Origin of the sequence: Clostridium muellerianum, assembly GCF_012926525.1 — a bacterium.
GTDB classification, from domain to species: Bacteria; Bacillota; Clostridia; order Clostridiales; family Clostridiaceae; genus Clostridium_AM; species Clostridium_AM muellerianum.
Genome location: NZ_JABBNI010000065.1, coordinates 31,486 through 58,355, shown reverse-complemented (window position 1 = coordinate 58,355; position 26,870 = coordinate 31,486). Strand labels below are relative to the sequence as shown.

Annotated in this window: 24 protein-coding genes; 3 read left to right on the top strand and 21 right to left on the bottom strand. The window is 29.3% G+C overall.

Annotated features, from left to right (window positions below; translation table 11 throughout):
* Positions 1-3: 3 nt before the first annotated feature.
* Positions 4-1,146 (bottom strand): 1-propanol dehydrogenase PduQ, encoded by a 1,143-nt coding sequence (locus HBE96_RS22470; RefSeq protein ID WP_169299936.1) that lies wholly within the window; start codon positions 1,144-1,146, stop codon positions 4-6.
* Positions 1,147-1,372: 226 nt separating this feature from the next.
* Here HBE96_RS22470 and HBE96_RS22465 point away from each other — a divergent pair, with 226 nt between their 5' ends.
* On the top strand, positions 1,373-2,191 hold the full coding sequence (locus HBE96_RS22465) for an ATPase (RefSeq protein WP_243187038.1): 819 nt from the start codon (positions 1,373-1,375) through the stop codon (positions 2,189-2,191).
* Positions 2,192-2,367: 176 nt separating this feature from the next.
* On the opposite strand, the gene malQ is transcribed toward HBE96_RS22465, so the two are convergent.
* The 14 genes from malQ to HBE96_RS22395 all read right to left on the bottom strand — a co-directional run bounded on the left by malQ (position 2,368) and on the right by HBE96_RS22395 (position 14,195).
* Positions 2,368-3,858 (bottom strand): 4-alpha-glucanotransferase, encoded by a 1,491-nt coding sequence (gene malQ / locus HBE96_RS22460; protein ID WP_169299935.1) that lies wholly within the window; start codon positions 3,856-3,858, stop codon positions 2,368-2,370.
* 506 nt (positions 3,859-4,364) lie between these two features.
* A complete protein-coding gene (locus tag HBE96_RS22455) occupies positions 4,365-5,243 on the bottom strand; it encodes an aldose epimerase family protein (protein WP_169299934.1) in 879 nt (292 codons plus the stop codon).
* A gap of 31 nt (positions 5,244-5,274) precedes the next feature.
* Positions 5,275-5,907, bottom strand: coding sequence for an MtnX-like HAD-IB family phosphatase (locus HBE96_RS22450; RefSeq protein WP_169299933.1), 633 nt, complete (start codon positions 5,905-5,907; stop codon positions 5,275-5,277).
* Positions 5,908-6,039: 132 nt separating this feature from the next.
* Entirely contained in the window at positions 6,040-6,966 is a 927-nt protein-coding gene (locus tag HBE96_RS22445) for a 1-phosphofructokinase family hexose kinase (protein ID WP_169299932.1), read from the bottom strand.
* On the bottom strand, positions 6,963-7,814 hold the full coding sequence (locus HBE96_RS22440; protein WP_169299931.1) for a tagatose bisphosphate family class II aldolase: 852 nt from the start codon (positions 7,812-7,814) through the stop codon (positions 6,963-6,965). The genes HBE96_RS22445 and HBE96_RS22440 overlap by 4 nt, the downstream gene beginning before the upstream one ends.
* A 44-nt stretch (positions 7,815-7,858) precedes the next feature.
* The gene (gene lacB, locus HBE96_RS22435) at positions 7,859-8,377 is read right to left on the bottom strand and encodes a galactose-6-phosphate isomerase subunit LacB (RefSeq protein WP_169299930.1); all 519 of its coding nucleotides are present in this window, start codon (positions 8,375-8,377) and stop codon (positions 7,859-7,861) included.
* Between the two features lie 15 nt (positions 8,378-8,392).
* Complete coding sequence (lacA, locus tag HBE96_RS22430; protein WP_169299929.1) at positions 8,393-8,821, bottom strand: galactose-6-phosphate isomerase subunit LacA; 429 nt, start codon at positions 8,819-8,821, stop codon at positions 8,393-8,395.
* Between the two features lie 43 nt (positions 8,822-8,864).
* Entirely contained in the window at positions 8,865-9,620 is a 756-nt protein-coding gene (locus tag HBE96_RS22425) for a DeoR family transcriptional regulator (protein ID WP_169299928.1), read from the bottom strand.
* Between the two features lie 241 nt (positions 9,621-9,861).
* On the bottom strand, positions 9,862-11,298 hold the full coding sequence (locus tag HBE96_RS22420; protein ID WP_169299927.1) for a PTS galactitol transporter subunit IIC: 1,437 nt from the start codon (positions 11,296-11,298) through the stop codon (positions 9,862-9,864).
* A gap of 108 nt (positions 11,299-11,406) precedes the next feature.
* Positions 11,407-11,709, bottom strand: a complete 303-nt coding sequence (locus tag HBE96_RS22415; protein WP_169299926.1) for a PTS sugar transporter subunit IIB — start codon at positions 11,707-11,709, stop codon at positions 11,407-11,409.
* 39 nt (positions 11,710-11,748) lie between these two features.
* Positions 11,749-12,222: a PTS sugar transporter subunit IIA gene (locus tag HBE96_RS22410; RefSeq protein WP_169299925.1), complete on the bottom strand. Its 474-nt coding sequence runs from the start codon at positions 12,220-12,222 to the stop codon at positions 11,749-11,751.
* Positions 12,215-12,727, bottom strand: coding sequence for an RpiB/LacA/LacB family sugar-phosphate isomerase (locus HBE96_RS22405; protein WP_169299924.1), 513 nt, complete (start codon positions 12,725-12,727; stop codon positions 12,215-12,217). Before HBE96_RS22405 ends, HBE96_RS22410 begins: the two co-directional genes overlap by 8 nt.
* Positions 12,728-12,741: 14 nt before the next feature.
* A complete protein-coding gene (locus tag HBE96_RS22400; protein WP_169299923.1) occupies positions 12,742-13,173 on the bottom strand; it encodes an RpiB/LacA/LacB family sugar-phosphate isomerase in 432 nt (143 codons plus the stop codon).
* Between the two features lie 266 nt (positions 13,174-13,439).
* Complete coding sequence (locus HBE96_RS22395; RefSeq protein WP_169299922.1) at positions 13,440-14,195, bottom strand: DeoR family transcriptional regulator; 756 nt, start codon at positions 14,193-14,195, stop codon at positions 13,440-13,442.
* 456 nt (positions 14,196-14,651) lie between these two features.
* Between HBE96_RS22395 and HBE96_RS22390 the strand changes: the two genes are divergently transcribed.
* Entirely contained in the window at positions 14,652-16,514 is a 1,863-nt protein-coding gene (locus HBE96_RS22390) for a glycosyltransferase (protein WP_169299921.1), read from the top strand.
* Positions 16,515-16,520: 6 nt separating this feature from the next.
* Entirely contained in the window at positions 16,521-17,594 is a 1,074-nt protein-coding gene (locus HBE96_RS22385; protein ID WP_169299920.1) for a polysaccharide pyruvyl transferase family protein, read from the top strand.
* Positions 17,595-17,690: 96 nt separating this feature from the next.
* Here HBE96_RS22385 and HBE96_RS22380 read toward each other — a convergent pair whose 3' ends face one another.
* From HBE96_RS22380 to HBE96_RS22355, 6 genes are all read right to left on the bottom strand, one after another.
* Complete coding sequence (locus tag HBE96_RS22380; protein WP_342590220.1) at positions 17,691-19,616, bottom strand: glycosyltransferase; 1,926 nt, start codon at positions 19,614-19,616, stop codon at positions 17,691-17,693.
* Positions 19,617-19,870: 254 nt separating this feature from the next.
* Positions 19,871-20,257: a hypothetical protein gene (locus tag HBE96_RS22375; RefSeq protein ID WP_169299918.1), complete on the bottom strand. Its 387-nt coding sequence runs from the start codon at positions 20,255-20,257 to the stop codon at positions 19,871-19,873.
* 91 nt (positions 20,258-20,348) lie between these two features.
* Positions 20,349-21,389, bottom strand: a complete 1,041-nt coding sequence (hydE, locus tag HBE96_RS22370) for a [FeFe] hydrogenase H-cluster radical SAM maturase HydE (RefSeq protein ID WP_169299917.1) — start codon at positions 21,387-21,389, stop codon at positions 20,349-20,351.
* 111 nt (positions 21,390-21,500) lie between these two features.
* On the bottom strand, positions 21,501-23,633 hold the full coding sequence (locus HBE96_RS22365) for a HelD family protein (protein ID WP_169299916.1): 2,133 nt from the start codon (positions 23,631-23,633) through the stop codon (positions 21,501-21,503).
* A 17-nt stretch (positions 23,634-23,650) separates the two neighbouring features.
* Complete coding sequence (gene ftsH, locus HBE96_RS22360) at positions 23,651-25,492, bottom strand: ATP-dependent zinc metalloprotease FtsH (protein ID WP_169299915.1); 1,842 nt, start codon at positions 25,490-25,492, stop codon at positions 23,651-23,653.
* Between the two features lie 98 nt (positions 25,493-25,590).
* Positions 25,591-26,775: a M20 metallopeptidase family protein gene (locus tag HBE96_RS22355; RefSeq protein WP_169299914.1), complete on the bottom strand. Its 1,185-nt coding sequence runs from the start codon at positions 26,773-26,775 to the stop codon at positions 25,591-25,593.
* Positions 26,776-26,870: the final 95 nt, after the last annotated feature.

Sequence of the window (26,870 nt, the reverse complement as noted above, 5' to 3'; positions counted from 1 at the left end):
GTTTTATTCCAAAACTTTATCTAAAATACTTAACAAATCTTCACTTGTTGCTTCTCTAGGATTTACTGTTGTACATATATCCTTACAAGCTGCACTAACAATTTCTTCCCTACACGCTTTGGCTAAATCCATATCAGCCCCTTGTTCCTTGAATGTTGTTGGAATCATCAACGTTCTTTGAAGTTCTATAACACTTCTAATTAAATTGTTAACACCAATACTTACATTTGGAGCATGTAATTTTAACAATTTAGCAAGTCTTTGATATTTTTTAGCCGCTACTCCATATTCAACATTGAAAGCACCTTTATTTAAGTTAGCATTATATTCAATTACATGAGGAAGTATAATAGCATTACTTCTGCCATGAGAGATGTGTAGTTTGCCACCTACAGCATGAGCTAAACTATGAGTAATTCCAAGTCCAGCTGCATTAAAAGCCATACCAGCAAGGCAAGATGCATTATGAAGTTTTTCTCTTGCTACTAGATCATTTCCATCAGCATAAGCTTGTGGTAAAAATCTAAAAGCTAAAGTAAAAGCTTTTTCTGCAAGAGCATCTGAAAAATCAGTAGCATTGTTTGAAACATAAGCTTCCATGGCATGAGTTATTACATCCATTCCTGTATCAGCAGTTATAGCCTTTGGAACAGTCTTTACCAATTCTGGATCAAGAATCGCAACTGTTGGAAGAAGAGATTTATCTGCAAGAGCATATTTTAATTGTTCTTGTTTATTTGTAATTACTGCATATTCTGTTACTTCTGAACCTGTACCACTTGTAGTAGGTACGGCATAAAACTCTTCTATAGAAGAAACTCCTCCAGTAACTTTTTTCGCATATTCCTTTATTGCCTTAGCACCATCAATTGATGAACCTCCACCAAGAGCTATCATAATTTCAGCATTACAAGCTTGTAATTTTTGAATACCACTGGCAATAACCTCTACAGATGGATCAGGTACAATATCACTATATATAGCTACTTCGCAATCAGTAAGCTTTCCTTGCACTTTTGCAGCCATACCTGAAGTTTCCATAAACTTATCACATACAATTAGTACTCTTTTATTTTTAATTTCGCTTAATCTGTCTAAAGAGCCTTCTCCAAAATAAACTTTTGTGTTAATACTAAATTCTTTCATATACATAATCTCCTATTTTAAAAGATATTTAAGATATGAATGAATTAGTTGCCCTTTAACTTAAAAATAAAATCAATCCCAAATTATAACAATCAAAGCAAGTTTATAATAAACTTTACTTAAATGTATTATATCAATAATATATTAATAATACAATCATTTTCAACAGGATGAGTAATTAAAAATTTAATTAAAGATAGTATTTCTTCCCAAAAAACTTTCTACCTTGTGTGTTTATAACACCACTACTCATGTAGTTGACCCTATAAATCCAGGGGCAGTAGACGAAGTGCTAAACATGGGACAGCATTGGAATGAAGAAGGCTTTAAACAATATAGATCATCAATAATTGAAACTAACAAAGAAATTAAAAATACTTTTGAAAGAGCCTATAGGTTTATAAAAGCTTCAAAACTTATACATGATGATTGGAGCAATTTTAATAAAACCGCTCTTGACTATTCTAAAATATTATTATTAGAAGATGATTTAAAAGATAAAATCTTTTCAAATTCCTTATCTAAAGCTTTAGGTAGTGATAGACATATTTTTGCTACAGCGTTTACTCCTAATGGCATCGTAACCTTTATAGAAAATTTAAGTGAAAATTGCAATAAAATTTACGTATTAAACGGAGGTCCTGGAACAGGTAAAACTCAAGTTCTTACATTTTTGTATAAAGAAGCATTACGCAGAGGTCTCTTCGTTGAAGTTTATCATGATCCTTTAATTCCTGATAGGATAGAACACATAATAATACCTGAGTTAAAAACTGCCATTATAACTTCCAACGAAATAAACAAGCAAAAATTTACAGGTACTCAAATATTTATGGATAACTTTGTAGATTACAGCAAAGTTAATAAAGACGAATTGCTCCAATCTAAAGAAAACTTCAACAATCTTTTAAATAAAGGTTTATCAATTATATCATCAGCTAAAAAACTTCATGATGAACTAGAAAAGTATTACATTTGTAATATGAATTTTAAAGAAATTGATGAAACCTATGAGCTATTACTTAATAGGCTTTTGAAATACTAAATACAAAAATAATCTTAAGCTGCTATACAGGCAGTTTAAGATTATTCTAATTAATCTTTTTACTTTTCATATTTCAAATAATTCCAACTTTACTTTTTCCCCATCCCATAATATTCCAACAAATTCTACCACAGCTACTACATAAGTATAATTAAGTTGAATTGTATTATACTCCTCTACCTTCCATACAATTTAGTAACTTCTTTAATTTTGCTAGCCAATTTGTCATTTAAATATTCCTCATCTACCCTCCACTGCCAGTTTCCGCTTACAGTTGATGGAATATTCATTCTAGCCTCGCTACTAAAACCTAAATAATCTTGAAGCTGAGCTATGGCTAAATTTGCTACAGAGCTTAAAGCACCTCTTATAAATCCCCAATTATACCCTTCTTCTTTATTTAATTTTAAATACCTTTTAGCAAAATTTACATCTTCTATATTAGCATTTTCCATCCATCCAATTACAGTTTCATTATCATGTGTTCCAGTATAAACTATACAGTGTTTATCATAATTATGAGGTAAATAATCACTTTCTTCTCTAGCATCAAAAGCAAATTCAAGTACCTTCATTCCTGGAAATCCTGAAGCAATTCTAAATTCTATGACTTCCTTTGTTAAATACCCTAAATCTTCTGCTATAATATTAATTTTTCCTAATGCTTTTTTCACTTCATTAAACAATTTCATACCTGGGCCTTTTTCCCACTTACCATTTGCTGCTGTCTGCTCACCATAAGGTACCTGCCAAAAAGATTCAAAACCTCGAAAGTGATCTATTCTTATTACATCATATAAATTGATATTCCATTTAATTCTTTCTATCCACCATTTATAGTTAGTTTTATTCAAGTAACTCCAATCATATATAGGATTTCCCCATAATTGACCTGTGTCAGAAAAAGAATCTGGTGGACATCCTGAAACTACAATAGGTTTCTTATCCTCATCAAACAGAAAAATTTCGCTATTTGACCATGCATCTGCGCTATCTTCAGCTACATAAATTGGAATATCTCCAATAATTTTAATTCCATTATTATTAGCATAATTTTTCAATTCTGCCCACTGGCTAAAAAACACATATTGTAAGAACACCCAATAGTCTATCTCTTCTTTTAACACCTCTTTATAATAATTTAACGTATCTTCCTTCCTAAATTTAATATTCTCTTCCCAATGCTGCCATGAATTTAAGTCTACCTTTGATTTTATAGCCATATATAGAGCATAATCCTCTAACCATTTCCTATTTTTATCTCTAAAACTTCTTATTTTTTCTTTATGCTTTTCTTTATGCTTTTCTTTACAATTCTTAAAAGCAATTCTTAAAATTGGCATTTTATTATTAAATATTTTTTCATAATCTACTTTTGTATTATTAGAACCAAAATCCATATTTTCGTACTTATTCTTTTCTAATAATCCTTGTTCAGCTAAAATATCAAAATCTATAAAATATGGATTACCTGCAAATGCTGAAAAAGGTTGGTAGGGTGAATCTCCTACTCCTGTAGGATTCAACGGCAGTATTTGCCAGTACCTTTGACCTGATTTTACCAAAAAATCTATAAATTCATAAGCTACTTTTCCAAAAGTACCTATTCCATATGAACCTGGTAAAGATGTAATATGCATTAAAATACCGCTGCCTCTTATACCCATCGTCATCCTCCTTTATTTCTTTAAGTAAGTTATCTTTCTATATATTTCTCCATTAATATTTGTTGCTTCAAAGTTCAATCTTTTTATTGATGTATTTTCTTTAAAATCCTATATCAAATATAACCTTACCTAAAAAATCCACATTTTCTTTATTGATCATAAATAAATTCTACTTTAATGAAACTGAATTTACTCTCACATATTATAATGACACTGTTCTAGTATCGGTACCAACTAAATTTATACATCATTACACTTTTACATTTATAAAAAGTTTTTTATTCTATTGTATTTTATGTAATAGTACTTGCAAAAATTATTAACTCTTATTAAAATTATTGTATTTTATAAAATCACACCCTAAAAAATTGATAACCAGTACTTTTTAAATAAGCTTTAAAAATATATAAAAAGCCGCATGATCACTTACTCTCAGTATAATTAATTTGACAAACCAAATCATACTAAAAAGTATTGTTATTCATACGGTAAAGCAAGTATTTTAATTATATAGACAAAGAATCTGCTGTTATAGAATATGTTAAATCTATTTTGCTTTTTGGATTAACTTCTAATAAATCTTCACCTGAAGCAAGTGCACCAATTTTTGATGTCCAAGGTTCAACACATACATATTCACTTCCTGGAGTTGACCATAAAACTATATATTTAAATTCATCGCTATAATCAAATCTTATTTTTCTTTTTAAATCCTTCATAGAAAAGCTTAGACTATTTCCTTTATGATCAAGAAGCAACTTTAATTCCTTAGTATTACTTAAATCTATTCCTTCTACAGGATATTTTTTTAATTTTGAATCCTCATTATCAAAATATTCGCTAGCATTTACATCATAACTTATTTGTTTTTTATCTTTTGCAAGAAAATAAGGATGGAATCCTGCTGACATTGGCATTTTTTCATCTGAATTATTTATATACTGTTGATTGATCATAAGCTTATTTTCTTTTAATATGTATTCAAATTGTAATTCAAATTCGAAAGGATAGGATTTAAGAGTATCTTCATTACTTTTAAAAGTTACTTTTATAGATGCACAATTATCTGTATTTTTATTTATAACTTCCCATGAACTTATTCTAGCAAGTCCATGATTTTTCATACTGTATTCTTTTCCATCCAAATCATACTTTTGATCTGGTAGTTGTCCACAAAGTGGAAATAGTACCGGATTTCCGCCCCTTACATTTTTGTTCTCATCATAAAATGTATCTTTATCTAAATATAAAATTTCTTCACCATTTATTCCTAAACTAGTTACAATTCCACCTCTTTGTGGACATATATTTACCCAAGAATTATTTTTCTCATCTTCAAGTCTATACATTTTAAACTTATCATCAAATTCCTTTACTTTAAACATATCTTTTCCTCCTAAATCATGTCAACTTAAATTATATACATTTCAATATATCAAAAAAATCATTAAAACTTTTATATTCTATATTTTTTTCCTCACAATGTTCCTTTAAAAAGGACTTAGCAAATATTTTATCTGCATATACACAAGCACATTTATCAGATTCTCCATCTCCAACATAAAACATTTCATATCCTTTATCTTTTAAATCTTTTACTATCTTTTTCTTACAATTACCACATAAATTGCACTTACTATTTTCATATGGAAACGATAATTTCCATCCCTTATTATATACAGCTTTATTACACAATATATGTATGTTTTCTAGTTCCTCTTTAGTAAGTTCTTTAAGTATTTCATTTATGTAAACATCATAACCATCAGAAGCTATTATCAATTTATATGAGTTTTTATTAGCAAACTTTAAAAATTCTTTAAAGCCTTTATTAAGACTAAACTTTTTAAGATAATTTTTTAAGTCTTCTTCATTATGATTAACTAAACTCCACTGACCTCTACTGCATTCAGGAGTGCCTATTTTCCTTTGTGCTCTAAGCTCATTAAATTCCTTCCACTTTTCCCCTGATAACTCTTGAACTATGGTAAATCCCACATCTTTTACAGTTATTGTTCCATCAAAATCAATTACAAATGCCTTTTTCATAAGGAAATCACTCCTAACTCTAAATAAAATGTACCTAACTTAATATGCAAAGAGAGAGTCCTTAAATGTAACTAAACTCTCAAGAACTCTCAATATAAAAATAACCCATATACTATATTATTTTTAAATATTTTATAGTTTAACTATTTTTACTTCTTTCATTATTTTTTCTGCTATTTCTTTTCTAATAAATCCAGTTTCTTTTTCTAAAGCATTTGCAGTACCACAAGCTGCTGCCATAGCTAATGCATCTTCTATAGAATATTCTCTCTCTAGTGCTGCAGCAAAACCACCAACTAATGAATCTCCTGATCCTACAGGATTTGCAGCTGTTATTTTAGGCACCTGTACTTTATACTTATTTCCCTTATAACCTACTAATGACCCATCTTTTCCTAATGATATAGTTACACACGGTATTTCCATGTTGTGTAATTTGTCTATTTGAGCTATAATATCTTCTTCATTTAATATAGAATTTCCTGTAATCATTTCAAGTTCATCTTTATTAGGTTTTATAAAAAAAGGTTTTGCTTCTATACCTTTTAATAAAAGTTCTCCACTAGTATCTAATAAGAATTTTTTACCTGATTTTGAAGCCTTGCTTATTAAAGTGGCATATATGTCCTTTGGTACATTTCTAGGTGCACTGCCTGATGCTGTAACTATAGAACTTTTTTCCAATAAATCATCATACTTCTTAAAAAAATTATCAAGTTCTTCTGCTGAAACTTCTGGACCTGGTTCCAATATTTCTGTTTGAGCTAAATCATCTGTTATAAAGGCCAGACACGCTCTAGTCTCACCTAATATCTTTACGAAGTCGCCTTTTATTCCCATCTTTTTTAGATTATCTTCAATAAATTCTCCAGTTTTTCCACCTATAAATCCAGTGCATACAACATCTTCGCCTAAAATAGTAGCTACATTAGCAACATGTATTCCCTTTCCTCCAGCAGTATTTTGCACTGCCTTTGCACGCATCACCTTGCCTTTAGCTATATCTTCTATTTCATATCTCTTATCTACAGATGCATTTAAATTTATAACTGTAATCATGCTTTGTTCTCGCTTCCACACATTTTTATCTTAGCAATTACTACTTCTTTCATAGCTTCTTTTCCTGGTGTCATGTACTTTCTTGGATCATTGGCATCTGGATTTTCTTTAAAATACTGTTTTACAGCATCAGAAAATGGTATCTTCAAATCAGTAGCTATGTTAACTTTACATATTCCAAACTTTATAGCTTCTTTTACTAAATTTTCTGGTACATCTGATGCTCCGTGTAATACTAAAGGAACATCCACTTTTGATCTTATTTCTTTTAATCTTTCAAAATCTAATTTTGGCTCACCTTTATATAGACCATGAGCAGTACCTATAGCTACTGCTAAGGAATCTATTCCTGTTCTCTCTACAAATTCTTTGGCTGAATCAGGATTTGTATACATAGCATCTTTTTCATCAACAACTAAGTCATCTTCTACTCCACCTAATTTTCCAAGCTCTGCTTCTACAACACTTCCTTTTGCATGCGCATATTCTACTACCTTTTTAACTGTGTTTATATTATTTTCAAAATCTTCTTTTGAAGCATCTATCATTGCTGAAGTAAATCCAGCGTTTACATATTCTTTAATCTTATCTATATTCTCAAAATGGTCTAAATGTAATGCTATTGGAATATCATGTTTTTTAGTTGCTGTTTCTGCAATTGCAACTAAATAATCTCCTCCAGCATATTCTATTGTTCCTGGAGTTCCAGCTACTATTACTGGTGATTTTAATTCGGCAGCTGTTTCCACAACTACTCTTAAAGTTTCTAGATTATGAATATTAAATGCTGGTACAGCATAATTTTCTTTCTGTGCCTTTGCTAACATTTCTTTTGTTGTTACTAACATGTTTACCACCTCTTAATTAATATTTAAAATTCCAATAAAATTTTCTAGTCGTGATATTCACCTTTGTCCCACTTTTCAATAAATTCATCAAAAAAGTGTTCATTTCCAAACTGATCTTTATTTTCAGTTGCTATAGCATCTATTTTCTTTATTAATTCTGCATTTTCATCACTTTTTTCATATTTAGTTTCTAAAAATACATCTATAATATTTTCAATAAGACCTATTCCTGTAATACGTCCTCCAAATCCAATTACATTAGCATTTAAATGCTTTTTAGCATATCTAGCTGTAGCAACATCTCTAACAAGAGCCGCACGTATTCCTTTTACTTTATTTGCAGTAGTTGTTATTCCAACTCCTGTTCCACAAATTGTAATACCTAAATCTGCTTCTCCACTTGCAACTTTTTCCGCTGTCTTTTTCCCATATATAGGATAGTGTGTACGTACGTGGTCATAGGTACCATTATCTATAACCTCATATCCTTTTCCTTTTAAATATTCAACAACGTGCATTTTAATATCTGTAACAATATGATCACAACCAACTGATATTTTCATTTTACTTTTTCCTCCTTAAAGCATTTTATTAAGCATGTCCACTCTTATTTGATGTCTTCCACCTGCATATTCTGAATCTACAAAAGCATCTACTATTCCTTTAGCTAATCCTTTTCCAACAAGTTCTGATCCCATAGCTATCATACATGCATTATTATGACCTCTTGTCATCATAGCTGAATGTTCATCTGAAACTTCAGCACAAATTACTCCTTTAAATTTATTAGCTACCATAAAACTTCCTGCACCATATTCATCTATAGCTATTCCTCTATCTGCTTCTTTATTTTGCATAGTTTTAGCAACTAACTTTGCAGATTCTACTAAGTCTAAATTTTTCTCAGGAGTTTTATCTATAACCTCATGTCCTTTGCCTAATAAATATTTTTTTACATATTCTTTTAGTTCAAAACCTTTTTCATTTGCCCCTATAACTATTTTCATTTTTTATCCTCCCTATTTTTTAAATTAAAATAAATACTATGAATTAACAATGAATTATTTTAACTAACTTTTCATATTGTTCTTCTGTTTCCTTATCTATTTTATTATCAGTAATAACAGCAGTAACTTTTCTTAAATCATAAAAACTATAAAAATCCTGTTTATTAACCTTGCTGCTATCACATAAAACATATTTTTCTACTGCATTATCCAATATTATTCTCTGGCACACGCCTTCTTCTTCATTTGAAGTAGTTATATCGTTTCCATGAATACCATTGACTCCTACAAAAGCTCTTTTAACTCTTATTTTTTGTAATAACTCATTTGTGAAATTTCCAACAAACACATCAGTACGTGAACGGAATCTTCCTCCTATGAGTATAAGTTCAAAACGTTTATCATCTTTAAACTTAGAAAATATAGACATGGAATTTGTTATAATTTTCGCATAAGAAACATCTAAATAATCATATACCAATTCATTTGTAGTCCCTGCGCCTATATATATAATGTCATTTTCTTTAATAAGGTTACTAACTATTTTAGCTATTTGTTTTTTCTCTTCCACATGTATTTTTCTTTTTTCATTATGAGATAATTCTGTAACTAACATTTCCTGTTTTTTCTTAGCTCCACCATGTATACGAGTCAATAATTGTTTTTCTTCCAAACATTTTAAATCTCTTCTAACTGTCATTTCTGTTACATTTAGTAGCTTTGTTGCATCAGATATGCTTATTATATTATCTCTTTGAATCATCTCTAGTATTTTTTCTAGTCTTTCCTCTTTAAGCACAGTTGATACTACCTCCAAAATATATATTATGTTTAAGTGTGTTTTGTTTTATTCTTTTATGTTTGTTTTTGTTATCATAATGTTATTTTAGCACTATTGTATTAGGTATGTCAACTGAATTGTGTGACTTTTTGTTCGTTTTTTATGCTTTTTCTATCAAATAATCATAAATTTCAAAAGGACAAACCTCGAAAATTAACATTTTCAGAGGCCTGTCCTTTATTGTTCGAACTTAATATTTTTATGATACTTTTGAAGATTTTAAATCATCACTTGATCCTTGTAAATATTCTTGATTACGTTTTTTCATTTGAATTGAATACCAATAGAATATTAATATATAAGCTGCAAGTGCTGCTAATGCTATTAATCCATTAGTTAAATTCATATTTCCACCGAATCTACCAATTATTATAGCCATAAATTTTTCAATTGGGCCTTCACAAGTTGAATGAGATATCAAAGTTGTAGCTGATAATGTAGATGGGAATGCGCCTACGGTTTTAGCTAAAGCTGTAACAAAAGGTGCCATAGCTGTACCTGCCCATAGGAATATAGGTATTTCAAATATTCCTATAACTATCATACGAATCATCTTACCACGAGTAACAATTAACAATGCTGGTGTTATTCCCATTGCTATTATTCCGCCTAAAGGAAGAAGTTTGTTTCCTGGTAAGAATAATGACATTATTAAAAGTATTGGTGCTAATATGTTAGCTACAGCCCACATTTCAGCTCTTCCTGCTATGAATGGCCAGTCTATACCAATATTAAATTTTCTTCCTTTGAACTTATTACTAAGAAAATTTGTAATTCCTTGAGATAAAGGTTCTACTGCTGCAATGAACCATGATCCAATTATAGAAAACAATTCAAGACATGCAGCACCTGTAAATGCTAATGTACATGTTTTAGTAACACTTTGATGTCCAAGTACTCCTACAAATACTCCAAGATAAGCACCTATAGCAAATTTACTTCCCCAAAAACCTATTTTTTTGTTTAATGTAGCTGCATCAAAGTCATATTTATCTAAGAAAGGGAAAAATTTATCAAATATTTTATCAAATACCATGATTATTGGGTTCATCATGTAATTTAAGTGAGTTGTAGTTGTTGGATTAGCATCTGACATGTTTAACATCTTATTAAATGTTGGCTTCATTAGATCTGCATTTAATAACTTTAGAACCCCAAGTAAGATAACAAAAGCTGTCGCCAACAATAGATTGTTATTAGAATAATACAGTATAATTAGTCCGCTGAATGCTGGATGCCATACATCAAATATATCAACATCTAATGTATTTGTCTTATTCAATAAAAGCATTACAATATTTACAATAATTAGTATAAACAGGAAATATAGAGTGTACATTGATCCCCATGCTATAGTCGCTAGTGGAGCCCATCCTAAATCGGTTACAGACAACTGTATACCTGTAGATTTAACAAAAGCTTGTAATGCTTCTGAAAAACCACCTGTTAATAATCCTATTACTGATCCTATACCAGTTAATGCAATAGCAAGCTTTACACCGCCTTCAAGAGCTTTAGAAAACTTAACCTTCATCACTAATGCTAATAGTGTTAACACAATAAGCATCATCGGCGCTGCGCCCAAGCTTATTATTGGTTGAAATATACTATTGGCTAATTTAATTATTACTGACATTTGAGATCCTCCTTTTCCTTTTTAAACTTTATCACCTAAGTTAAACATTTTCTCAGTAAGCCTTTTAATAACTTACTGAGAAATATTTTTCAATTTGAAATCCTTTACTTACTTATTAAGCTTTTTTATTACTTCTTCTAGCTCATCATAAACTGGCTGTGCCATTGATGGAATCCTGTAAAGAATTGGCCCCGCTTCTACTACAGGGATCTTAATTTCATATCCTAGGTCTGGTTCTGATATAGGTGTGAACACATCATATTGCGATATCATTTCTTCTGTGATATCCTTTACCATTACTGCATCTGCCTCTACCCTATATCCTCTGTTGGCCATTTCTTCCTCTATTGCTGACTTAATTTGATGACTTGAATTTACACCAGCTCCGCAAGCTGCTAATATTTTTATCATAATACTCTCCTCCATTTTTGTTTTATTTTTAAATATATTTTATTCTGTTATATACTTATAGATTTCCCCTGGATCACTAATTTCACACAACTTTTTTACATTATCATTTTGTGTGAAAAATTCCATTAAATGTGACAATATGTTAGATTGAGCTTCTTTTTCATTATTTAATATCATAAATAAGAATTTAACCTTTAATTTATTATCTGGTGAAATCATATTATTAAACTCTATTTCATCATTTAATTTTACAACTACTACATTTTTAGCTTTACAGTATTCACTTTCTGTATGTGGTATAGCTACATTTGGTATTCCTTCACCAACCACACTCAAATCTAAACCTGTTGGATAGTCCTTTTCTCTAGATATAACTGCTTGTACAAATTCTTCATTGACTAATCCTTTTTCCAAAAGTTTTTTTCCTATTTTAGTAAAAATGCCACTACTATCTTTCGCATCTTCTATAAACACTAAATCTTTTCTAAATAATTGGGTAACTTCTTTAATCATGATAGCACCCCTCTTTCCATTTGTTTCTTTCCTCTTCGAAATATTCTCCTTTATTAGCATTTTCACCTATCATTGAATTCATAAAGTCACGAACAAATACATTTTCTTCTGTAGCATTAAATTCTGTTGATAAAAATTCTTCTATTATATTTTCAATCAATCCTAAACCTGATATTCTTCCTCCAACACCAATTATGTTGGCATCATAATCTCTTCTAGCTGCATGTGCAGTATGCACATCTCTTGCTAAAACACATCTTGCACCCTTTACCTTATTTGCTGAATTAGTTATTCCTACACCTGTACCACAAAGTACTACTCCATAATCAAATTCGCCTGTTTGTAATGCTTCAGCCACCCTTTTTCCAAATATAGGAAAATGTGTTCTTTCACTATTGTATGTTCCAAAATCTACTACATCATAACCTTTTTCGCTTAACCATTGGCGTAATTCATTTTTTATATTAGTAACAATATGATCACAGCCTATTGCTATTCTTTTCATTACATTTCACCCCTTTATGCCATTTTGTTTAGCATATCTATTCTAACCATATGTCTTCCTGCTGAAAAATTTTTTTCAATAAATATTTTAACTAAATTTTTAGCTAAAACTTCTCCTACCAAATCTGACCCTATAGCTATTCCTAAAGATCCATTATGATCTCTTGTCATTTTTGCTGAATGTTCATCACTAACACAAGCCGTAACCATTCCTTTAACCTTAGAAGATATTATAAATGACTTTCCTCCTACAGCATCTATAAAGATCACTCTGTCAAATTCCTTTTGAGCAGCCTTCTTTGATACGTTTACAATTTGATTTAAATAATCTTCTAAACTATTATTATCCGAATAATCCTTAACATTATGTCCTAATTCTTTTATGTACTCCTTTAGTACATTTTTTAACTTAACTGAATTTTTATCACTGCATATTGCTATTTTCATTTGTTTTCACCTCCGTAATTTTTGTAAACTTTCATCATTTACTATTCAAACTTTATTTATCGTTATCGTTTATGTTTGGTTTTGTTTTATGATGTTATTTTATCATTGTGGCATGGCAATGTCAATAGATTTTGTAACTTTTTGTTTGGTTTACGCACTGTTTTTGTTCTGTTATGTTTTTAAATATTGCATTTTGTTTTTTATTTTCAAAAAAATATTGTAAATAAGTTTATAAATCTACAAAACTTATTTACAATACTTTAGAATTAGGAATTGATTATTTTTACATTTTTTTCATATCTTTCTTTTATTTTGGTATCCATTTTATCATCTGTTATTACCGCAGTAACCTCTGTTAAATCATAAAATGTGTAAAAATCTTCCTTACCTATTTTACTACTATCGCATAAGATATATTTTTCTAATGCATTATCTAATATTATTCTCTGGCAAACTCCCTCTTCTTCATTAGAAGTAGTTATATTATTATTACAAATTCCGTTTACTCCTACAAAAGCTTTCCTAACTCTTATTTTTTCTAATAACTCATTTGTAAAATTTCCAATGAATACGTCTGTACGTTGCCTAAACCTTCCCCCTATAAGTATAAGTTCAAACCGTTTGTCATTTTTAAACTTATTAAATATAGACATAGAATTAGTTATAACTTTGGCATAAGAAACAGTAAGATAATCATATATCATCTCATTAGTAGTTCCTGGTCCTATATATATGATATCATTTTCTTCTATTAGTCCACCAGCTAACTTAGCTATATATTTCTTTTCTTCCACATTAATATTTCTCTTTTCATTATGAGATAACTCTGTAAATAAAATTTCTTCTTTCCTTTTTGCACCTCCATGTATTCTAGTTAAAAGACCTTTTTCTTCTAGAGCCTTTAGATCTCTTCTCACTGTCATTTCAGTTACATCTAACACTTCTTTTATATCAGATATCCTTATTATATTATCATTTTGAAACATATCTAAAATTTTTTGAAATCTTTCATCTTTAAGCACCCTTAAAACTACCTCCAAATATATCACATAATTTATATACTGAATGTTTCCTAAATTTATTTTAACATATTTAACACTATATTCTCTAATAATTATCCCCATTCAATCTTACATACTTATTTATTTTTCAGTTTCTTCTTTAAATATCACCTAAATATATATATTAATACGTGTACATTTTTAGCAATAACAACCTCATGCTTTAATTTGTCACAATATATAAATGTAATAATACAATATATTGTAATATTTCTTCTAAACTTAAAACTGTAATAAGTTTTTAAATGTTACTTGAATTTTTTAGAAGAGTATTATTTTTACTATAAGATATCTTTAAAAAATAACACCTTAAAAAACTAACTAGATTAAACTTTTAACACTATAACTAGAAAATAATCTAATATATATTCAACTATTTATTAAAAATGGCCAAAGTTAAATAAAGGAGTGAATCCTATGTTATACTCGAGAATAAAGGACCTAGTTAGTATCATTATCACAAATTATAATCATGCTGACTACGTAAGCGAATGTCTTGACAGTATTAAAAATCAAACCTATAAAAATATTGAAATTATTATAGTTGATGATGCTTCTACAGATAATAGTATGAAGATCATAAATAATTGGATTAAAAAGAACGAACAAAACCTTTCATCAAAAAATTCTATAACTTGTATTTCACTTCCAAGAAATTCTGGTTTTGCTGGAGCTGTTAGTATTGGTTTTTTTCTTTCTAAAGGAGAATTTATAGCTTGCCAAGATTCGGATGACTTATCTCATCCGAACCGTATAGAAAAACAAATTGATTTTTTAAAAAAGCATCCTGAAATTCAGATTGTAGGTACTAATTATTCCACATTTGAAAATGATAACTTTAATCCTAAACCTATTAAAAATTGGCTAAAGTATGGTGCAAACAATATAAAAAAATTATATTCAGAAGGTGGACATTGTGTAAGCCATGGAACTATTTTATTTTATGGAAAACTATTTGATAAATTTGGCGGGCTTACAAGAAAACTTAAAGGTGCTGAAGACTATGAATTTATTACAAAACTTCTATCCTTTGGAGTAGATAATTTATCTGATGTTTTGTACTACTATCGAATCCATGATGAGCAGCGTTCACATGAATTTTATGATGAAAAATCTTTAAATATAGATTTGTCTAATATACGAGTTTTACTAGTTTTAGACAGTATGAATATTGGAGGAACAGAAACTCACGTTTTAACTCTAGCCTCTGAACTTTTAAGATTAGGAATTCACGTTGCTATCTTATCAGATAAAGGAGCATTGTATGAGGATTTTGAGAAATTAGGCTGTAATATTTATAATATGAATTTTCCTTTAAGTATAATTAAATCGGAAAGCAATTCATTGAAATACAAAAATAAAATAAAAAATATTATCATCAAAGAAAATGTCAATATTATACACGCACACCAATCTCCTTCTGGCTCCTTATGTATTGATGTTGCTAAAGAATTAAATATTCCTTGCATTTTCACAGTTCATGGCTTATATTACCAAGATATTGCCTCTACAAAATTGAACAATAGTACTAAAATAATAAGTGTAAGTGAACCTGTTTTTGACTGGTTGCATGAATTCAATGTTCAATCAATAGTAATTCCAAATGGTATTGACTTTAAAAATTTTTATCCAAAAAAATCCACTTATATTCGTGAAAAATTTCAAATATCTAAAAATTCATTTGTAGTTTTATATGCTAGTAGATTAGCATGGGGTAAAGTTGCTGTTTGTGAAAATGTAATAAGAGTATGTAGAGATTTAAGGAATAGGGAAAATATTGATATTTATGCTTTCATAATTGGAAACGGCCCTGGTTTTAACAATATTAAAAACACTGCAGATAGAATTAATTCATCCTTTAACAAAAAATTTATTTATCTTATGGGTGAAACAACTAATATGATTGACTTCTATTCTAATTGTGATTGTGTAGTTGGTACAGGGAGAGTTGCATTAGAAGCTCTTGCTTGTGGAAAACCATTAATTGCAACTGGAAATCAAGGTTACTTTGGTCTTTTAAATAAAGGTAATTTTGAAGAAGCATGGAAAGTCTATTTTGGTGACCATAAATCAATAAAAAACAATAATGCCTACTTTTTATATGAGGATTTAAAATCTATTTGCCAAAATAGAGAATCCTTAGAGTCAGTGGGTTCTGATGGGTATGAATGGTCTAAAAATATATTCGATATTAAGGAGACTACTAAAAATATTATAAAATTGTATAAATTAGCTATGAAGGAAGTCTTCTATAACAAAAATATTATTTATGGAGGATAGAGTAGTATGAAAAGAATATTCTATTTAGGATGGCTTGGTTTTAACAATCTAGGAGATGAACTAATGTGGGAAATTTTTAATGCTTTATGTAAAGAATATTTAAGTATGGAAGACTATGAAATTGTACCTTCCAATCCTTCTATCAATATAACTGATATATCGCCCTATGATTGCATAGTATTAGGAGGTGGTTCTCTTATATTACCGGGATATATCAAAATACTTCACAAAGCTGTTAAAGAAAAAAAACAGATTATTATATGGGGCAGCGGTTATGATTGGGCTGATAAATTTTTTATAAAGGTTATAGAGGAAGCTAAAGCTCCCTCTTACCTATTTGATGATGAAACAGAGACTCAACTCTTTGATATTATAAATAAATCAACTTATGTTGGTGTTAGAGGTCCCCTAACTTATGCTTTATTAAAATCAATAAACTTAGATACTAATAAGATACAAATTTCAGGAGATCCTGGACTATTGTTAAAGCCTAAAGAATTGCCTAACCTTTCTCCAATTTTAAAATGGAAAAATGAAGATAAAGTTATTGGTTTAAATTGGGGTACTTCCTACAATAAAATTTACGGTAAAAATGAAAGTGATGTGGAAGATCAATTGGCTTCCACCTGTAAAATTCTCCTAAATCAAGGTTATAAAATTTATATGTACCTACTTTGGGGAAAAGATTTGGAACCAAGCATAAGTTTGTATAACAAGATAAACTCCTCTTCTAATGTTATACTTGATAAAAATATATATGAAGCTGGAGAATTATTAAGTATCTTAGGAAAATGTGCATTTTCAATAAATTTCAAACTTCATGCTAACGTTTTATGCACTGCAGCACAAATTCCTTTTGTTTGTTTAGCTTATAGATTTAAATGTTTTGATTTTATGAAGTCTTTGGATTTAGATAAATTGTTAGTGCCTACAGATTCAACATCAATACAACAAGATATACTAAACATTATATCTTATATTAATTCAAATCAATTAACTATAAGGGAAAAAATTTCTAAATACAAGAAAATGTACACTGAAAGACTTTTAACTCCATTTTTAGATCATATTTTATTATAATGCATATTAAAAAACAAATTATTATTTTTCAAATATAATAACTCTTAGTCATTTACAAATAAAGAAAAATCGTCTTAATACTTTTATTTGAAAGTATTAAGACGATTTTTCTTTATTTGTGTAATTCAAAATGCTATTATATAATTTTACAATTTCTCTTGTAAGAGTTTTATCGTAAAATTTTTCAATGCACCACTCCCTACTCCACCTACCTAACTTTAACCTTCTCTGAGTATCTTTAATCAAACTCTCTATACCTTCATTAATTGTCTCTTCATAATATTCTAAGGAACCTTCATGATCTCCAAAATATGAATTCCACATTTGATCTTTATTTTCAGGACTTACAATTCCTATGCATCCCTTGTTTCCTGCTGCAATTACTGGTTTCCCACAGCTTAATGCTTCTAAGGCGACTCTTCCTGTACCAATAACTAAATCACTTTCTAAATAATATGATAATACATCATACCTTGCACCAACTACGTGAACTATATCCCTGTTAAAGCTTAAATTCACATCATTAGCTATATCCTCAATAATACATTTTCTATTACCACTACCAATTATAATAACATGTACATTATTATAATTAAATAACAATTTCCTAAAACTTAATAAAAGCTTCTCTACTATAAATCCTTTTCCAAGACTCAATCTACTGCAATACACAATAACAAAATCATTTTCATGGATATTTAAATCTTTTCTAATTGATGTACGCTGTGAATTAGGACTAAATATATCAGTGTCCACACCATTTGCAATTATCTTAGCAATTCCTTTAAAGCTATTTCCTACACTCTCCATAAACAACTTCCATATAGGATTACTAACAGCAATAACACCTTTAGCTTTTATGCAGGTAGATAATAATATTTCTTTTGAATAAAATACTCCATGTAATGTTATAATATATGGAATATCATATTTTTCATAAACTTTCTTACCAATTTCCATACTTTTATCTAAATGACAATGTATTAAATTAATACTCTCTTTATCTATAATCTCTTTTATTTCTTCAACCACTTTTGACTGTATATCATTTGAAATTCTAATAATACTTATTCCATAACAACTAAATAATTCTTCCAAAATTCCTCCGAAACTAGCTACTATTACATATACTCCCATATTAATTAAATTTTTTACTACATTAAGAACATAAGTCTCTGTACCACCAATATTAAGCCGATCAACAATCATAAGTACTCTTAAATGACTTGATTTATTTACTTTAATCTTTTGTATATTACTACTTATAAACTCACTACGATATTCCCTGTATATAATACAATTTTTTAAATCAATGCTATTTAAAATATTTCTAGTGTATTCTTTATATTTAATTTTATTCAAAATATGATAAGCTTGACTATGTCTTCTATATTTATACAAAATGTTACCGAGTTTTTCTACACTAGTTGCTTTTAGCAAGTTTAGGAATAGTTCGCCATAATCCTCAAAATCCATTTTCTTATCCAAAATATTAATATTTTTAAAAATAGTTTTTCTTATCATAAGAGTAGGAAAAATTATAGGTATGTGTCCTCCTATTACAGCGTCATCAATAGAGTTCCAAGTCTTATAAAAATTTTGAACTTTATTTATGTTCCTACAAAGATTTTTATAAATACGTTCATTAGTAAATGATTTTATACAACAAGATACCATTCCTACATTTCTATGCTCTTCTAAATAATTTAGCTGAAGCTCAATACGTTTTGGCATACTTATATCATCAGGATCTTGTCTAGCTATATATTCACCTTTTGCAACACTCAATCCAGCATTAAAAATTTCCATTAAACCAATTTTATATTCAAAAGGGATATATTTTATCCTTGGTTCACTTATTTTATTTATTATCCCTTCTACTTTTTTTTGACAATTGCAAGTTAAAATAATTAATTCCCACTTTTTATAAGTTTGTTTACAAATACTTTTTATACTTTCCTCTATATATTCATCATTAGCTACTGGCATAATTAAACTTACTAATTTGTCTATTTGCCTCACTTCTTTCAAATTTATATTTGCAAATAACTAATTATTTAATTTCAATTGTAAAAAACTATTAAATACATTTCATATAATTAAAATAAAACTATATAAAAATCCCTTAATTTTTCAAAGAGGTATTTACTTTTTAACAATAACTTTTAAGTATCAGATGGGTAGAATACACAATATGGACATTTTATAAACCTTCCTGTTAATTCAAACCCACACTGATACTAAAAAATTTCTATCTATAAGAAACTTAATTTCTATTATCTATACTTAATAGGATTTAATTGACTATGAAATATTGTATTACCTTCATTGTACACTTTACTATTTCCTATTTCACATATGCTTGCAATAACACTTTTATTATGAATTAAACTTAATCTTACTTCATAAAGATTAGCATCCAAGCGATCTCCATAACACATAGATACAATGTTAACATCATTAATTTTAGATTCATAAGAATCTAGTTGAACAACTTTTGATTCTATAACAAATGGAATTTCATCATTCCAATTATAAACCTTATAATCTACAAATTCTGTATTCTCTCCAAGATTAACTAGAGATATTCGTACATAACTTGTAGCTTCTTTCCTTGTTAATATTCCTGTTGAAAAATAATCTTTATTTTTAAAAAAATTCATTTTTTTATCCTCTCCTTAGTAGTAAACTCACAACATAATATGCATTAAGAGAGAAATTTGGCACTGTTCTTTACCAATTTCAAATTAAAAATTATGAACATCTATGTATTCTAAAGCCTTTTGATTCTGAAACAGTTCTGCCTATGGACTTAATTTTTTCAGTAATACATCCTCTGCAATGATCAGGCGTATCTCCAGTACATATTTTACCCGGATATAATGCATATAATTTTCTATACTCACCTTCAGTTATATTGGGCATAACCACATTGGCTCCACTTTGAAGCGCTATGATCCTTCCATTCTTGTTTATCGTTTCCATAGCTGTGGTTGCAGGAATATTTGTATCTGGCATAAGTAATCTAATTATAGCCATAACTTTTAGGCTCATGTTAAAGTCTCCACCTTTTTCTTTAGCTAAAGGTGTATCCTCATTAGGAATAAATGGCCCTAAACCTATCATATCAGCTCCTATTTCTTTAAAAAATAAAATATCATCCGCTAACGATTCTATGGATTGTCCTGGAAGTCCTACAAGACACCCCGTTCCTACTTCATACCCCAGGCTTCCTAAAGCCTTTAAACACCTTTTTCTATCCTCATAACTCATACCAGGGTCCATATCCTCATATAATTTTTTATCTGTAGTTTCTATTCTTATTAAGTATCTATCTGCGCCTGCTTCCTTATATGCTTTGTACTCCTCCATAGTTTTTTCTCCAATACTTAAAGTAATAGCTATATCCATCTTTTTTATGTTTGTAATTATATACTTTAACTTTTCTACTGTGTAATACTCATCTTCTCCAGATTGCATTACTACAGTTTTATAACCGTATCCCACTGCTTTTTTAGCTAGATCTATTATTTCGTCCGGAGTTAACCTATATCGCTTTACATTTTTATTAGAACGCCTTAGCCCACAGTACATGCAATTTCTCTTGCATATGTTAGAAAACTCTATAAGACCTCTTAAATGTACTTCATCTCCTACATATTCCTTTCTAACTCTATCTGCTGCTTTAAAAAGTTCCTCATTACAGTAGCCATCTTTAAGTAACTCGATTATTTCATCTCTATATAAATCATGCTTATTCTCAGCCTTTTTTATTAATTCTAAATTCTTATTCATTAAATAATCAATTCCTTTCTTATATTTTTTTATATAACTAATTATATTCTAGCTGTATAAATGTTAAATACATATTGTAAAAAAGCTTTCAATAAATATTGAAAGCTTTTTTTACTTTATCGAGGAAGTTCTATATACATATAATTCATGTAAGGCTCTTGTGGCCATTACATATTTTAATTTGTCCTCTTTATTATTAAATTTTTCATCATCTATTAATATAACAGCATCAAATTCTAACCCTTTAGCAAAATAAGATGGCAATATAACTTCTCCCCCGGAGTAAATTATATTCTCCTCATCCAATACTGAAATATGTAATTTACCTTTTATAAGTCTACCTATAGTTTCTGATGAGTTTGAATCTCTACAAACTACCGCTATACTTTCGTATTCTTTCTTCTTTAATTCTATAATATTATTAACTATTTTGTCCACTAGTTCATCTATGCTATTTACCTGTTTTTTCAAAACTTTCTCACCATTTCTTACTAAAGGAACGGTTTTGTTGCTTTTTAAATACTTATTTGCAAAATCCATAATTTGCTTTGTAGCTCTGTAACTCTTATTTAATTTAAAATTATAAATATCTAAATCATTAAATGCTATGTTTAATTCAAGCATTGCAACTTTACCTTCTATAGGAACTATCCTTTGATTAGTGTCACCAACTATAGTAAATGATTTACATCCTGTTAATTCCTTTAAAACAATAAATTGAAGCATTGAATAATCCTGTGCCTCATCTATAACAATATGCTTTATTTCACTTTTATATTTTAATCCCTCAAGTTTAATCTTTAAATATAGCATAGGAGCTAAATCATCATAAGTAAATCGCTTATTATTATTAAATTGATTGTATATATTAACAACATCAGGACTATCTATCCATTTTAATTCATTTTTTACTTCTATTACACGTTTTATAATTTCCCTTATTTTATTTTTTCTTATAAAGCTTAAATTATTTTGTTGAATTAATAATTCTTCTTTAGATAAACTTTTTATTTTATCTTCATATTCTTTTTCTAGTTTTCTAACCAAATTATTTCTATGATCTTTTATTTTTGATATTAATATTCTTTTTATTTTTTTACTTCTTCTAAACAATGGCATGCTTTTAAAATGAAAATTAAACATCTCTTCTATTTCTTCTTTAGTGGATATAACTTTATCATCAAATTTAACCTGCCTTGTTTCAAAACAATTATATTCTAATTTTTCAATTAGGGTATCAATATCTTTAATATATCTTGTTGATCCTTTATAAGTGACTTCATCAATAAAATCTCTATCACAATTTAACACTTTCTCCATATATTCTTTAAATTGCATTATGTCATTTAAGTTTAAAAGATCTAAAGCAAATTCTTTAAAAGTAAACTGCTTTACACCAATCTCACCCAAACTTGGCAAAACTGTAGAAATATAATCCATAAATATGCTATTTGGTCCTAATATTAAAACTTTATCCTGAAGTACCTTTCTATAGTTATATAAAAGGTACGCAACTCGATGAAGAGCTACAGTAGTCTTACCACTACCAGCTACTCCATCCACTATTACTGCACCATTCCTAGACTGTCTTATTATTTCATCCTGTTCCTTTTGTATAGTCATTACTATGTCTTTTAACTTTTCTCCTGCATTCTTACTTAATACCATTTGAAGTACTTCATCTTTAACATCTACACTGGAATCAAATAATCCCATTAACTTAGCTTTCCTTATAATAAACTGTCTTTTAGCAAGTATATTGGCTTTCACTTCGCCCATTGGTGCTTTATATGAAGCTTCACCTAAACTTCCAGTATAAAACAAAGCGCTTATAGGTGATCTCCAATCTACTATAAGAGGTTCATAATCATCATTTTTACTCATACCAAATCTTCCAATATATATACTTTCAGTACCATCTTCATCTTCAAAAGTTATCTTTCCAAAATAAGGTGAAGCACTAAGTATAGTAAGTTCTCTAAGCTTCCTATCTATAAATTTAAATGCCTCTTCTTTAACAAATAACTCATGATCAAAATACTTTACTATTTCATCTTCGTCATCCTTGTACTCTTCAACCTTCTTTTTTCTAAAATTAATTATGTAGTTTGAAATATATTTCCTTTTTTCTATAAAATCTAAGGTTTGATCTCTTATTTCTGAAATTATTTGTTTTAGATTTTCTTTTTCTAAAGTTAATTCTATTTCCTTTTTTAATTCTATTTCTAACTCGCTGTTTTCCATAACATTCTCCACCAATTCTAATTTATTGATTGCTCATTGAAACTATTCTCTTCTTCTACCATAGCCATAAATTCATCACCCATAAGGGTTTCTCTTTCTATAAGTCTGTTTGATATTTTGGAAAGCAGCTCTCTATTATTATTAAGTAATTTTTTGGATTTTTCATGGGCTGCTTTTATTATTTTTAAAGTTTCCTCATCAATTAATGCTGCTGTTTCCGCACTACAATTCTGCACAGGTCTTCCATCCAAATATCTATTTTGAATAGATTCAAGACCCATCATATCAAACCTTTCACTCATTCCATACATAGTTACCATGCTTCTTGCAGATGAAGTTGCTCTTTCAATATCATTAGATGCACCTGTAGACATGGTATTAAATTCTATTTCCTCTGCAGCTCTTCCACCTAGCATTACACATATCTGATCCGTTAATTCCTCTTTAGTTGTAAGATACTTTTCCTCCTCTGGCAGCTGCATAGTATATCCTAACGCTCCCATTGTTCTTGGCACAATAGTTATTTTATGTACTGGATCGGTATTTTTTAATAAAGCTGCTACAAGCGCATGACCAACTTCATGAAAAGCAACTGATCTTTTTTCTTTATCTGATAATATTCTATCCTTTTTTTCCTTACCTGCAATTATTACTTCTACCGCTTCTTCTAAATCTTCCTGAATTACTTCTTTTCTATTATTCTTAACCGCCCTAAGTGCTGCCTCATTTATTATATTAGCTAAATCTGCTCCCACTGCACCTGGAGTACCTTTGGCAACAGCATTTAAATCTGCTTGATTAGCTATTTTGACTCCTTTAGCATGCACTTTTAATATTTCTTCCCTGCCTTTTAAATCAGGTCTATCTACTATAACTCTTCTGTCAAACCTTCCCGGTCTTAAAAGAGCTTTATCCAATATTTCAGGTCTATTAGTTGCTGCCAAAATTACTACTCCTTTAGAAGAATCAAACCCATCCATTTCAGCAAGCAGCTGATTTAATGTCTGCTCTCTTTCATCATTCCCACTAACATTGTTATCTCTACTTTTGCCTATAGCATCAATTTCATCTATAAATACTATACATGGTGCTTTTTGTTGTGCTTGTTCAAATAAATCCCTTACTCTTGAGGCTCCCATACCTACAAACATCTCTACAAAAGCAGAACCTGATATGGAAAAAAACGGGACTTTCGCTTCTCCTGCTACTGCTTTAGCTAGTAATGTTTTACCTGTTCCTGGAGGCCCTACTAAAAGAGCACCCTTAGGAAGCTTTGCACCTATATCTGTATATCTTTCAGGTTTATGTAAAAAGTCAACTATTTCTATCAAAGATTCTTTGGCTTCCTCCTGTCCAGCCACATCACTAAAGTTTACACCAGTTTCGCTTTCTGCATATATTTTAGCCGTGTTTTTTCCAAAAGACATAACGCCGCTTCCCATTTTTTTATCTATTTTTCCAAATAACAGTCTTCCTAAGAAAATAAAAATTACAACTGGTAGTATCCAATTTATAAACAGACTCTTTATTGGACTATTTTCTTGAGTAACACTTCCATATTTAATTTGAGCTTTATTCAGTCTATTTACCAAATCAGTATCATCTAATCTTCCTGTATACAATGTTTTTTTACTTTCTCCATTTTTAACCTTGGGTATAATTACTAATTTATCCTTTGAAATTTGTACTTCTTCAATTTTATTGGCATTTATATAGTTTATAAATTCACTATATTCTATATGCTGTGTTTTCAAATTAACTATATAATCATTTAAAATAAAGATTATAATAGCTACAACTACAGCATAGTAAATGCCATACTTTAGTTTATTGCTATCAAACTTTTTATTATTGAACATATTTGAGCCTCCACCATACTATCTTTTTTAGCTTACACTATATATTATATCAATAAATACATTTTATCTATAGTGTTTACAAATTATTTAATGTAATTTTACTTATTTAAATAAATCAGTGCAAATTGCGCAAATACAGCAGCAGCTTTATATATTATATCTTCATCTACATTAAATTCAGGACTGTGGAGAGGCTCTGTAATTCCTTTATCTTTATTAAGATTTCCAACCCAAAAAAATGTTCCAGGAACCTTCTCTTCAAAACTTGAAAAATCTTCACCTATCATGGTAGGTTTATCTACTATTAATACATTTTCACTTCCCACTACTCGGCTAGCTGCTTTTCCCAGCATAGTAGTAATTTCATAATCATTTATAACTGGAGCATGATAAGGTATAAACTTAAATTCATACTCCGCACCATTAGCTTCACTTATACCCTTTATAATAGTTTCCATAATCTCTGGTATTTTTTCCCTCACCTCATAAGTAAGAGTTCTGATAGTTCCTTCTAATTCTGCTTTATCAGGTATTATGTTATGAGCCGAACCTGCATTAAATTTTCCAATACTTATAACAGCTGGCTCTAAAGGATCTACTTTTCTACTTACTATAGTTTGCAAAGCCATATATATTTCACATCCTACAGCTATAGGATCTATACACCTTTGTGGTTGACCTCCATGCCCACCTTTACCATGTATTATTATTTTAAAGTTATCGGAAGCAGCCATAAGGGGGCCTGGTTTTACACCTATTTTTCCAGCAGCTATTCCAGGCCATACGTGAGCACCCACTACCGCATCCACTTTAGGATTTTCTAAAACTCCTCCATGAATTGTTTTTTCTGCCCCACCAGCAAGTTCTTCTGCTGGCTGAAATAAAAACTTAATATTTCCACTAAATTCATCTCTAAACTCTGATAAAATTGCAGCAGCACCAATAAGCCATGATATATGTGCATCATGACCACACGCATGCATAAATTCAGGATATTCTGATTTATACTTCACATCATTTTCTTCCTTTAACCTAAGGCAGTCCATATCAGCTCTTAAAAGTATAGTTTTTCCAGGCTCCTTACCTCTTAGTATTCCAACTACCCCCGTACCTCCTACATGCTGTTGAACTTCTATTCCATATTCTTTTAGCTTATCCACTACTACTTTAGCTGTTCTATTTTCATGCATGCCTATTTCAGGATGAGCATGTATATCTCGCCTAATCATTATAAGCTTATCTTTTAATTTTTCAGCCTTTTCTAATACTATGCTTTTATACATAAGATTCTCTCCTTAATTTTATTAAGCATATGAAAAAATAACTTTCTAATTTTATAAATTGCATTTTCACATGCTCTATTTTAAGTTTATAACAA